The organism is Neisseria sp. HMSC055H02 (assembly GCF_001813335.1).
In the GTDB taxonomy this organism is placed as follows: domain Bacteria; phylum Pseudomonadota; class Gammaproteobacteria; order Burkholderiales; family Neisseriaceae; genus Neisseria; species Neisseria sicca_C.
In genome coordinates this window covers 1-11,274 of the sequence record NZ_KV812059.1, presented here as the reverse complement: position 1 = coordinate 11,274, position 11,274 = coordinate 1, and the positions used below count along the sequence as shown (strand labels likewise).

10 protein-coding genes and 1 pseudogene are annotated in these 11,274 nt (G+C 49.5%); 7 read left to right on the top strand and 4 right to left on the bottom strand.

What is annotated here, in order from left to right:
- Positions 1-314 precede the first annotated feature (314 nt).
- Positions 315-1,100 carry a 4,5-DOPA-extradiol-dioxygenase gene (gene ygiD, locus HMPREF2907_RS00285; protein ID WP_039410012.1) on the top strand — a complete coding sequence of 262 codons (786 nt, stop codon included), beginning with the start codon at positions 315-317 and terminating at the stop codon, positions 1,098-1,100.
- Positions 1,101-1,355: 255 nt separating this feature from the next.
- On the opposite strand, the gene HMPREF2907_RS00280 is transcribed toward ygiD, so the two are convergent.
- Together HMPREF2907_RS00280 and HMPREF2907_RS00275 are read right to left on the bottom strand one after the other, a co-directional pair.
- On the bottom strand, positions 1,356-2,291 hold the full coding sequence (locus HMPREF2907_RS00280) for a dihydroorotate oxidase (RefSeq protein ID WP_039410011.1): 936 nt from the start codon (positions 2,289-2,291) through the stop codon (positions 1,356-1,358).
- Positions 2,292-2,542: 251 nt separating this feature from the next.
- Positions 2,543-3,724, bottom strand: coding sequence for an aspartate aminotransferase family protein (locus HMPREF2907_RS00275; protein ID WP_070679074.1), 1,182 nt, complete (start codon positions 3,722-3,724; stop codon positions 2,543-2,545).
- A gap of 148 nt (positions 3,725-3,872) precedes the next feature.
- Between HMPREF2907_RS00275 and HMPREF2907_RS00270 the strand changes: the two genes are divergently transcribed.
- A complete protein-coding gene (locus tag HMPREF2907_RS00270) occupies positions 3,873-4,211 on the top strand; it encodes a general secretion pathway protein GspG (protein ID WP_070679073.1) in 339 nt (112 codons plus the stop codon).
- Between the two features lie 8 nt (positions 4,212-4,219).
- The gene (locus HMPREF2907_RS00265) at positions 4,220-4,522 is read left to right on the top strand and encodes an NF038104 family lipoprotein (protein ID WP_318258961.1); all 303 of its coding nucleotides are present in this window, start codon (positions 4,220-4,222) and stop codon (positions 4,520-4,522) included.
- A 107-nt stretch (positions 4,523-4,629) separates the two neighbouring features.
- On the opposite strand, the gene HMPREF2907_RS00260 is transcribed toward HMPREF2907_RS00265, so the two are convergent.
- Entirely contained in the window at positions 4,630-5,430 is an 801-nt protein-coding gene (locus HMPREF2907_RS00260; protein WP_070679071.1) for a phosphatidylserine decarboxylase, read from the bottom strand.
- Between the two features lie 219 nt (positions 5,431-5,649).
- Here HMPREF2907_RS00260 and uvrA point away from each other — a divergent pair, with 219 nt between their 5' ends.
- The 4 genes from uvrA to HMPREF2907_RS12775 all read left to right on the top strand — a co-directional run bounded on the left by uvrA (position 5,650) and on the right by HMPREF2907_RS12775 (position 9,947).
- Positions 5,650-8,523 carry an excinuclease ABC subunit UvrA gene (gene uvrA / locus HMPREF2907_RS00255; protein ID WP_070679070.1) on the top strand — a complete coding sequence of 958 codons (2,874 nt, stop codon included), beginning with the start codon at positions 5,650-5,652 and terminating at the stop codon, positions 8,521-8,523.
- 31 nt (positions 8,524-8,554) lie between these two features.
- The gene (locus tag HMPREF2907_RS00250) at positions 8,555-9,055 is read left to right on the top strand and encodes a hypothetical protein (RefSeq protein ID WP_070679069.1); all 501 of its coding nucleotides are present in this window, start codon (positions 8,555-8,557) and stop codon (positions 9,053-9,055) included.
- Between the two features lie 57 nt (positions 9,056-9,112).
- A complete protein-coding gene (locus HMPREF2907_RS00245) occupies positions 9,113-9,514 on the top strand; it encodes a hypothetical protein (protein WP_070679068.1) in 402 nt (133 codons plus the stop codon).
- 142 nt (positions 9,515-9,656) lie between these two features.
- Positions 9,657-9,947, top strand: a complete 291-nt coding sequence (locus tag HMPREF2907_RS12775; RefSeq protein WP_168165185.1) for a hypothetical protein — start codon at positions 9,657-9,659, stop codon at positions 9,945-9,947.
- A gap of 812 nt (positions 9,948-10,759) precedes the next feature.
- Here HMPREF2907_RS12775 and HMPREF2907_RS00240 read toward each other — a convergent pair.
- Positions 10,760-11,120: pseudogene (locus HMPREF2907_RS00240) on the bottom strand (DUF5339 family protein).
- Positions 11,121-11,274: the final 154 nt, after the last annotated feature.

Genomic DNA, 11,274 nt, shown 5'->3' with positions numbered 1-11,274 from the left:
GACGAAAACCTGTGTTTGGGTTTCGGCTGTTGGGGGAAAGGCTTTTTTGCAAAGGTCTCAATTTGCTATTAAAAAATAATATTCTGGCGTTGAGTTATCAGTCATAGAATTAAGTGCTTTTAGGCAGATTTGTTAGATTGATTTAGGTATTGCTATTGAAATCCGAATCTTCGGACCTCTTTTTAACTTTGCAGCAAAGCCAAAGAATACTTCATCATTTCCTATTGGGAAATTATATTGTTCATAAATTGAGATTTATTGCTTAATCATTTATCCGTACAATCCGCCTCATCAAATATTTTAAGGAGGCAATGATGAAAAAAATGCCTGTATTGTTTGTTGGGCATGGTAGTCCGATGAATGTGTTGGATAAGGAAAATCCGTTCAACCAAAATCTCAGCCTGATTACGCAAAAGTTTGCCAAACCCAAAGCGATTTTGATGATTTCAGCGCATTGGTACAGCAGCCGTTTGCAGGTTACATCGGGCGAACATCCTGAAATGATTTACGATTTTTACGGATTTCCTGAAGAGCTGAGCCAAGTTCAGTATCCGGCGCCCGGTTCGCCCGAATTGGCGGAGCAGGTGCGCTCGTTATTGCAGCCGGAAAATGTCGGACTGAACCCGACACGCGGTTTTGATCATGGTGCGTGGGCGGTGTTGAAATTTCTGTATCCTGATGCTGATATTCCTGTGGTACAACTCAGCCTGAACCGTTCGCAATCGGCGGAATGGCATTTCAATTTGGCGAAAAAATTATCCGCCTTGCGCGAACAGGGTGTGTTGATTATCGGCAGCGGCAATATTATCCATAATCTGAGCGTGATGAGCAGGGCGCATATCAATCAAATCGGCGCGGGTTATGATTGGGCGTTTGCGTTCCGCGAAGCGGTCAATCAGGCGATTGTTGAGCGGGATGACGACACTTTGATTCATTACGAACGGCTGGGCGAAAAGGCGATGCTCTCCGTGCCGACGCCGGAACATTATCTGCCTTTTCTTTGCATCATGGCATTGCGCGAACCGGATGATGCCATTACGTTTTTCAACGACAACCTTGTCGCAGGTTCGCTCAGTATGACTTCGCTTTTAGTGGGGTAAAAGAAAAATATGGCAGCGAAAAAGATTCTTATTGGTTCGTTCCGCTTTCGTAGATGGTGTTGATCCGCTTACCGTTCTTGGGAATGGGATGTCAATCAAAAAGCGCAGAAAAGCTTTGCATGTAAAGAAAATGGTTGTTTGGCAAGTTACCCGGGTTCGGGAGATGAAGAGTATTTCTGAATGCGTAAATACTAAGGTCGTCTGAAAGCCCGATTCAGGTTTTCAGACGACCTTTTCCCCTTCATCCGAGCAGACTTACCCCAGATATTTCAGTTTGCCTTTGAAGTCTTCGAGCGTCTCGTAGCCTTTTTGTACCATGATGGCTTTCAAGCCAAGCGAAACGCGTTCGAAAACTTCGACACCTTGCTGATGCAGCGCCGTACCGATTTGCACCATGCTCGCGCCGCACAAGATATGTTCGAACGCATCGCGACCGGTATAAACGCCGCCTGTACCGATGATTTGGATGGACGGATTCAATCTTTGGTAGAACGCGTGGACGTTGGCAAGCGCGGTCGGTTTGATGTATTCGCCGCCTATGCCTCCAAAGCCGTTTTTAGGTCGGATCACAACGGATTCGTCTTCGATATACATGCCGTTGCCGATGGAATTGACGCAGTTGACGAATTTCAGCGGATGGCGGTTGAACACTTCCGCCGCTTGGTCGAAATGGACGATGTCGAAATACGGCGGCAGTTTGATGCCTAAAGGCTTGTCGAAGTAGCCGAAGGCTTCGCCCAAAATCCGCTCGGTCGTTTCAAAGTCGTAGGCGATTTGCGGCTTGCCGGGGACGTTCGGACAGGAAAGGTTGAGTTCGGTAATGCCTTTAAACCCGCTGTTTTGCACTTTTTTCAGCAGCGTGTGTGTTTCATCGGGCGACATACCGACCAGCGAGAGGAAAAATGTCCGTTCGGGCTGCGATTCTTGAAGGCTCAGCAAATAATCCAAATAGTAATCAATGCCTTGATTCGGCAAACCCATGGAGTTGATGCTGCCCAGCGGTACATCGCGGTAACGCGGTTCGGGATTGCCCGCACGCGCTTCCAGCGTCGCCGTTTTGGTGACGAAGCTGCCCGCGGCGGATTGCCTGACTTCTTCCAATTCTTCTACGGTCATACACGCCACGCCTGCGGCGTTCATCAGACAGTTGTCAAAAGAAAAACCGGCGATTTGCGTTCTCAATGACGGCATATCCTGCTCCTTTCCCTTGAAAAATCAATTTGTTTGCGAAGCGTAACACGAATAGTCGGCAAAATTTTTAACAAACATCAAATGACAGACAATGTAGGGAAATGTTGTTTTATATGATGAAGGAAAGGTACAAAAAAGGTCGTCTGAAAACCTGTTTTGTTTGTCTTCAGACGACCTTTAATGTAAATAAGCCATGGTGATTGAAAAATTTTTGAAATCACCAAGAAAGCCTTGGTTCATAATTTCTTAAATCAGGCTATCCATTCAGTTAATGCAGCCTCCAAGCGTTTCAGCCCTTCCGCCATATCTTCATCGTTTAGCAGCAGGCTGGGGGCGAAGCGCACGACGTCGGCTCCGGCAACCAATACCATCAGGCCGTGTTTCAATGCAGCGGCGGTAATTTCCGAAGCGCGGCCTTTGTATTTGTCCGCCAACACACAGCCGATGAGCAGCCCCATACCGCGGACCTCTTTAAACACGCCGGTTTTCTCGCCCAATTCCCGCAGGGTCGTCTGAAATTTTTGTCCTTGTTTTTCAACATGAGCTAAGGTTTCCGGCGCGTTGATAATGTCGAACGCACGACTACCAACGGCGCACGCCATCGGATTGCCGCCGAAAGTAGAACCGTGCGTCCCCGGTCCGAAGGTCGGCGCGATTTTGTCAGTGGTCAGAATCGCGCCGATAGGGAAGCCGCCGCCCAATGCTTTGGCGGAGCTGATGATGTCGGGCGTAATGCCGTAATGCTCGTAGGCAAACAGTTTGCCCGTATGCCCCATACCGGTTTGCACTTCGTCCAAAATCAGCAATGCGCCGTGTTCGTCGCACAAACGGCGCGCGGCTTGCAGATATTCCTGCGTGGCAGGCAGGATGCCGCTTTCGCCTTGAATCGGCTCGATGATTACGGCGCAAGTGTTTTCGTTGATGGCAGCTTCCAATGCGGCAATATCGTTGAACGGAACATGGGTAATGCCTTGCGGCAGCGGCGCATAGTCTTTGCTGTATTTGGGCTGGCCGCCGACAGAGACGGTAAACAGCGTTCGTCCGTGGAAGCTGTTCAGGCAGGAGATGATTTCGGTTTTGTGTTCACCAAAATGATCACGCCCATATTTTCGCGCCAGTTTCAGCGCGGCTTCGTTGGCTTCCGCGCCGGAATTGCAGAAAAACACTTTGTCGGCAAAGGTATGTTCTACCAGCTTTTGCGCCAATTCCTGTGCGGGTTTGGTGGTGTAGATATTGGAAATGTGCCACAATTTTTGCGACTGCTCCGCCAGCGCGGCAATCAAATCGGGATGGCAGTGTCCCAACGCGTTGACCGCAATGCCACCCGACAAGTCGATGTATTCACGGCCTTCGGTATCCCAGACGCGGCTGCCGAGGGCGCGTTCGGGAATCATGGGGGCGAATGAAAAATTGGGGGTCAGGTAGTTTTGCATCCGATTTCCTTTGCAGTGGATGATTTATTGAAAATAATCGGGGATTATGCGCCGCCTGAAACAAAGCTTCAAGCAGGAATGGGCGGGACGCAATGAAAGTAGAAATTTCGGCTACAATATGGATTTTACCGACCGTAGAAAGAAGATTATGAACATCCTGCCTTATCAGACTGAAATTGCCGAGCGTATGCTGGTTGGCACCGAAGGCGAAACCATTCATCCCGACGCGCAATTTGTTCAAACGGCCAACGGCTATTGGATAGCTTGGCACGAGGGCGATGCAGCCCTGCTGGCATCCGATACGCCGCCCGATATTCCATGTTTTTGGGTGGAAGGGGCGCAAAGTTTGGAAGAGCTGGTCGAATTGGTCGAAAACGGTGAGTTTGACGAAATGGAAGAGTTTGACGGCGACGATGACGCGTGGCACGAACACGCGGCGGGCTGTGATGGCGGGCATGACGGTCATTGCGGATGTTCGCATTCATGAAAATGAAGATGAAAACCTTGCTTCTGCCTTTGGTCCGCCTGGCGCTGAACGGCTGCGTCGTCAGGGCGGCAGTCGATTTGGCGGCAACGACCGTCATGACGGCGGGCAAGGTTGTCGTCAAAGGTACGGGCGCAGTTATTGATGCCGTCATTCCCGACAGAGATAAAAAGAAAGACAAAGAAAAGGATAAAGGTAAAAACCGCCATCCTGTTTCAGACGACGGTGTGTATCCGGGTTCTTATCCGCCTGCATCGGAAGAGGGCGGTTACTCTGTTCCGCAAGATTCAGGATATTCGGACAGGGGATGGTAAGGACGGATGTCTTTTGTCCTTGCAACCATATAAAAAGGTCGTCTGAAAGGTTTGAGCGCGACCCGCTCGACTCATTTTCAGACGACCTTTTTGTTTGTGGGAAGGTTTTAATCCTTTAAAGCCTGCTTAGCGGCATTGCGGACTTTATCGGCAGCCGCTTCGATTTCGGATTGAGCAACTTCGGCAGCGGTTTGCGCCGGAGCGCGCGTTTGCGTTTGTGCGGCGCTTGCGGATTCAGTCGGTGCCGCAGCTTCAGGGGCTTGGAGCGACAGGCGCGCCAAAACAGTGCGCACGCCGGTTACTTTGTCGCCGATGGCAACTTGTGCCTGCGCGTCAACCGGCAGATACATATCGACGCGCGAACCGAAGCGGATAAAGCCGTAGCGTTCGCCGCGCGCCAGTTTCTCGCCTGCTTTGGTGTAACACAAAATGCGGCGGGCAACCAAGCCTGCGACTTGGACGAAAGTGATTTCGCGGCCTGACGCAGTGGTCGCCAGTACGGCGTTGCGTTCGTTTTCGGTACTGGCTTTGTCCAAATCGGCGTTGAGGAATTTGCCTTTATTGTATTCGACGGCGGTTACGGTGCAGTCGGCAGGCGATTTTTGCGAGTGGACGTTGAAGACGTTCATGAACACGCTGATTTTCAACGCTTCGGTATCACGGTAAGGATCGCGCGCGCGCTCGACGACGACGACGCGTCCGTCAACAGGGCTTAAAATCGCTTCGGGATCTTGCGGGATTTCGCGGGCGGGATCGCGGAAAAATTGCAGGGCAAATACGGTGAAAATCCAAAACGGTAGCGACCACCAGCCGCAGCAGGCAGACACCAGCAAACTCAATACCAAACCGCCGCCGATAAACGGCCAGCCCTCGCGGGCGATAATCGGGTGGGGGTACAGACGGTTCATAAATCAATCCTTTTCTATTCAAATTTTATTCAAATCGCCGCCATTATAACGGAATCCGATACGCTTTTAGCGGCTGCGCCCGTTTTTCGGACGGAATGCGAAAGAAGGTCGTCTGAAAACCTGTCTCCTCCGCTTTTCAGACGACCTTCCGCAATCTGAAACCCAAGCGAAAAGTGTTACAATAGCCGTTTTATTTTAGCCGCTTAAGACAGTCCGACCATGTGTAACCACCATCATCAAAACGACAGCAAAACTCCCCACTCAGAAGCCCGCGACAACGACACCATCCGCATCCGCGGCGCGCGCACGCATAATTTGAAAAACGTCGATTTGGACATTCCGCGCCACAAGCTGGTGGTAGTCACGGGGCTGTCGGGCAGCGGCAAATCGTCGCTGGCGTTTGACACGCTGTATGCCGAAGGGCAGCGGCGTTATGTCGAGAGCCTGTCCGCCTATGCGCGGCAGTTTTTGCAGATGATGGACAAACCCGACGTCGATTTGATCGAGGGTCTGTCGCCCGCGATTTCCATTGAGCAAAAATCCACCAGCCATAACCCGCGTTCTACCGTCGGCACGGTTACGGAAATCCATGATTACTTGCGCCTTTTGTACGCCCGCGTCGGCACGCCGTATTGCCCCGAACACAATCTGCCGCTATCCAGCCAGACCGTGTCGCAGATGGTCGATGCTGTGTTGAAGCTGCCGGAAGACACGCGCGTGATGATTTTGGCGCCGGCGGTACGCGAGCGTAAGGGCGAGTTTGTCGATTTCTTTGCCGACTTACAGGCGCAGGGCTTTGCGCGGGTGCGCGTGGATGGCGAAGTCTATCAGCTTGACGAAGTGCCGAAGCTGGAAAAAAACATCAAACACAATATCGACGTCGTCATCGACCGCGTGAAAGTGAAGGCGGACATCAAGCAGCGGCTGGCGGAAAGTTTTGAAACCGCGCTGCGCCACGGCAACGAGCGCGCATTGGCAATGGAAATGGACAGCGGCGAAGAACATTGGTTTTCCGCGCGTTTCGCCTGTCCCGTGTGTTCGTACAGCCTGCCCGAATTAGAGCCGCGCCTCTTTTCGTTCAACAACCCGATGGGTTCCTGCCCGACTTGCGACGGCTTGGGCAACACTAATTTCTTCGACCCCGAAAAAGTGGTCGCGCATCCCGAATTGTCGTTGGCAACGGGCGCGATTGACGGCTGGGACAAGCGCAACCAGTTCTATTTCCAAATGATTCAGTCGCTGGCGCGGCATTACGGTTTCGATGTGCAGGCTGCTTGGGAAACGCTACCTGAAAAAGTCAAAAAAGTCGTGTTGCACGGCTCGGGCAAAGAAGTCATTGATTTCACTTACCTGTCCGAACGCGGCACCACCTTCAACCGCAGCCACGCCTTCGAAGGCATCATCCCCAATCTCGAACGCCGCTACCGCGAAACCGACAGCGAAACCGTGCGCGAAAAACTGCGCGAATACCAAAACCACCGCGCCTGCCCGAGCTGCGGCGGCGCACGTTTGCGCAAAGAAGCGCGCTACGTTTACGTCAGCGGCGAACCGCTGCACGAAGTTTCCGCCTGGCCGCTGACCAAAACCCACCAATTCTTTGAAACGCTGGATTTGGACGGCAACAAAAAACAAATCGCCGAAAAAATCCTCAAAGAAATCACCGAACGGCTCGGCTTCCTGATTAACGTCGGGCTGGATTACCTGAATCTCTCCCGCTCCGCCGAAACCCTCTCCGGCGGCGAAGCCCAGCGCATCCGCCTCGCTAGCCAAATCGGCAGCGGCTTAACCGGCGTGATGTACGTTTTGGACGAACCCTCCATCGGTCTGCACCAGCGCGACAACGACCGCCTGCTCGCCACCCTCAAACGCCTGCGCGATTTGGGCAACAGCGTGATTGTGGTCGAACACGACGAAGACGCCATCCGCGAAGCCGATTTCGTCGTCGATATGGGCCCCGGCGCGGGCGAACACGGCGGCAACGTACTGATTGCCGACACGCCCGAAAACGTCGCCAAATGCGAAAAATCCGTTACCGGACAATACCTCAGCGGCAAAAAATCCATTGCCGTGCCGTCTGAACGCACACCCGTCAATCCCGACCGGATACTCGTCCTCAAAGGCGCGCGCGGCAACAACCTCAAAAACGTCACCCTCGAACTGCCGCTCGGTTTGATTACCTGCATCACCGGCGTATCCGGCAGCGGCAAGTCCACCCTGATTAACGACACCCTCGCCAAAATCACCGCCCGCGAACTCAACCGCGCCCAAGAAGAACCCGCCCCATACGACGACATCCGCGGCCTCGAACACCTCGACAAAGTCATCAACGTCGACCAATCCCCCATCGGCCGCACCCCGCGCTCCAACCCCGCCACCTATACCGGCCTGTTCACCCCCATCCGCGAACTCTTCGCCGGTGTCCCCCTCTCGCGCGAACGCGGCTACAACGTCGGCAGATTCTCCTTCAACGTCAAAGGCGGCCGCTGCGAAGCCTGCCAAGGCGACGGCGTAATTAAAGTCGAAATGCACTTCCTGCCCGACGTGTACGTCCCCTGCGAAGTCTGCCACGGCAAACGCTACAACCGCGAAACGCTCGAAATCCAATACAAAGGCAAAAACATCAGCCAAGTCCTCGACATGACCGTCGAAGAAGCCCGCGAATTTTTCGACGCCGTCCCCACCGTATCGCGCAAACTACAAACCCTGATGGACGTAGGCCTCGGCTACATCCGCCTCGGCCAATCCGCCACCACCCTCTCCGGCGGCGAAGCCCAGCGCGTCAAACTCGCCTTGGAACTCTCCAAACGCGACACCGGCAGAACGCTCTACATCCTCGACGAACCCACCACCGGCCTGCACTTTGCCGACATCGCGCTGCTGCTGGAAGTCATAGGTCGTCTGAAAGGCAAAGGCAACTCGATTGTGATTATCGAGCATAATCTTGATGTGATTAAAACCGCGGATTGGATTGTGGACTTAGGGCCGGAAGGCGGTGACGGTGGGGGAAGGATTATTGCGAAAGGTAGCCCTGAGCAGGTGGCGAAGGTGCAGGAGAGTTATACTGGGAAGTATTTGAAGGTGGTTTTAAGATAAACCGTAGTATTATTCATTGAACGAGGTAAATATGTTTGACATTAAAATTAAGGAAAGTATTAATACGCTAAGAGTATGTTCGTCTGAGTTTATTAAGTTTTATAAAAATAATTCACTAAAAAATGCTAATATAGTTAGCGAGGAGGCACTCAAGTGCTTTGATTTTATAGTTAATGAAATTCTACGTTTCAGAGATGACCATAGAGAAAATGTAAATTTTAGAAATTCAGATTTTCAAAGAAGTCTAGGTGAGGATTGTGGGAAAATGTATCAACCAGCAAATGTAACTGAAAGACAATCAATTATCACGACACCAATTTTACCTAATCCAAATAGTGATATTTGTTTTGAGAAACTAATAACAAAATTTAAACATCGTGAAAAAAGAAACATGAATTTTCGTATCGAAGCAGATAATTCGCATATTATTATTTTTTCAGTTAAGGAATTTTATAGTACACCTGCAAGTATAGTTGAATTCGATGTGCAAGACTTTTGTCAAAAAGCTGAAAATGTAGCTAAGTATATCTAGTTAATGCTAATCACATTACAACTAAATAATATCCATTTTATTAAAAAGGTTCTAACAATGGCATATCGTCCGTATTGGAAATCTGAGTTTCAAAAATGTTTAAGTGATATTGCAAATACAGGTAATTTACTTTATTGGGAGGAGGTTTCTGAAGAATTAAGTAACTCTTCAAACACAATCTGGGAGTATGTATATAAATTTAATTTAAGAAATAAAGCAGCCTGGATTTTAATCTATTCTTCTGTTTACAAAAGAACTGATCGTTCTAGAGAGATAAGTAGCGATGCAGTAAGAATTGTTATTGTATGGAATACAAAATCGGGTTTGCAATACTATCCTGCTGCCACTAAATATAGGGTAGAAAATTTATTTAATAATGTTCAGTATGAAATTCAACAAATTGCAAAAAATTGTTTTAATCTTAATACATATAACGGATGGGTACAACATATGCCTTAGCAAGCCGTAGCCTGCATATCCAACCGATCGCGTGCGTGGCTGCGCCACACACCCTACCTTTGAAGCACTCGGAACTTCAAAACCAACGCGTAGGGTGTGTGTGCGGTACGCACGCACGCGGTTAGTTGATTGACGAGTTACCGTGTTTCAACTTTTAACTTCGTTGAAGCTAGCCCTTTCAGACGGCCTCCAATGTCGTCTGAAAACCTCAACTTCAACAAAGTTAAACCTTAAAACAACAAACCATTCCTTCTCCAACACCCAAACCACAAACAAAAATCCTATGGCGCGTTATCGCAGAAACTTCACTGTCGGCGGCACATTCTTTTTCACCGTCAAACTCGCCAACCCAAAATCGCGCCTGCTTGTGGAACATGTCGGCTTCGCGTACAGCAAGCGTAGGTCGGATACTTGTATCCGACAAAATCTTTAACTCCCGTCATTTCAATCCATTGCAACAATGCCCAAAATGTCGGATTTGAGAATCCGACCTACGCCAAGCTTTTCAGACGATCTCCAATGTCGCCTGAAAACGTCAGCAAGCCGTAGCCTGCTTACCAAACCGACCGCACGCGGTTATTTGATTCATGGTTTGCCGCTTCAAAGTTTTCAGACGACCTCTGATGTCGTCTGAAAACGGTTTGTCGGATACTAATATCCGACAAACCTTCAACTCTCTGCCTTTTTCCGATTATGTCGGCAACAATTTAACGGTTTAAATTTAAACCGCTATAAATGTCGGATTCGGGAATCCGACCTACATTCTTCAAATTGCGGCTACGGCAAAATCCAGAGTGCGGCCAAACAATTCAACCTGCCTTGTTTGTCTCTGCAAAAATCAAAAAAGGTCGTCTGAAAACTTATTAAAATCAATTTGTTAGACGACTTCTTGTCATGATTTCAAACCATTATGCCTGTTTGTTCCAACGTTCGATGGATTCTTTGATAACCTGTTTCGCTTCTTTCACGTCACACTAATGCTCAACTTTGGCCGAAACTGCTTTTTCGTAGCTTTACCCCCAACCGACCGTGTGCGTGGCTGCGTCACACAACCTACCTGCAAATCATGCGGAACTTTAAAATCAAATCGTAGAGTGTGCGCGTTCATCTAATTGAAGGTTTGCCGTTTTAAATTTTCAGACCACCTTAAAGGTCGTCTGAAAGCAAATTGCAGATTGAAAGGTATAAATAAAAAAAACGGATTCTGAGTAGTCGGAATCCGTTTTCGCTATAAGATGTCTCGTATTATTTAGCTTCTTCTTTAGCTGCCGCAGCCTCGTCTTTGGCTTCTACCGCAGCGTCTTTCGCTTCTTCGGCAGCTTCTTTTGCCTCTTAGGCTTTATCTTCAGGAGAAGCGGCAGGGGCATCACCTTTCAATCCATCCAAAGCTGCTTTACAGGTAGCGTCTCTTTGATCGGCAGGCATATCTTTCAAGGCTGCTTTAGTTTGCTCAAATGATTTTTGCATCAGGTCTTTTATGCCTGCATCAACCGCCTTTAGGAATGTCGGCAAAGGCTTTTCCGTATTCGTCGTAAACAGCAGAATAAGAGCTGCCGCCACATGCGGACAAAGATAGTGCGGTAGCAGAGTTGCCAGATAAAATAATGCTTTTTAATTGAATTTATGAAAAAAATTGAAATTATTCAAATGGCACTGAGTTTTGTTTGGTACTTAGCGAGATTATTATTTTTCTTGTTCAATGAAAAAAGGTCGTCTGAAAAATGAACTGCCCCCCAAATCTTGGACACTCATAAAAGCCT